This is a genomic window from Psychromonas aquatilis (genome assembly GCF_038155185.1).
Classification (GTDB): Bacteria; Pseudomonadota; Gammaproteobacteria; order Enterobacterales; family Psychromonadaceae; genus Psychromonas; species Psychromonas aquatilis.
On sequence record NZ_JBAKAZ010000148.1, the window covers coordinates 1 to 452 of the forward strand.

General features: G+C 38.5%; 1 protein-coding gene. It reads right to left on the bottom strand.

Annotated elements, in window-relative coordinates; genetic code table 11:
• Nucleotides 1-162 precede the first annotated feature (162 nt).
• Nucleotides 163-420, bottom strand: coding sequence for a DUF2982 domain-containing protein (locus V6256_RS15210; protein WP_341599106.1), 258 nt, complete (start codon nt 418-420; stop codon nt 163-165).
• Nucleotides 421-452: the final 32 nt, after the last annotated feature.

Genomic DNA, 452 nt, shown 5'->3' on the forward strand with positions numbered 1-452 from the left:
AGTTAAAAAAGGGAGGCTGAAAAAAGGAATCGCAGAGCTCTTCCGTTCATAACACTAGCCTGTCGGCTAATTCAGCCACCGCCCGAAACCTTATAACTCAAAAGTCGTCGTTAGTGCGAAATAAAAGCTAATAAGTATCAAGTAGCCTCGGCGAGCAAAAGGCTAAGAAGGCTCATTTACAATGATGTAATGATGGCATTCTTTTAATAACCTTAAAAAATGGTTTATATCGCGATCCAAACTGTTTTCAGGTAAGTAGAGGTGATAACCATAAGCTTTGGCGAGTTGTTCAGTACGATATAACCATGCTGCTATCGGGCCTTTATATACTACTTCATTTAATGTAAATGGCTCAAAATTGATTAGGTCTTCTTCGGCACTAATTTCTTTATTTATAAGTAAGCGTCTAGCAAACCACACCTATTTTTTGAAATTCCATGGTAACAGGCGGT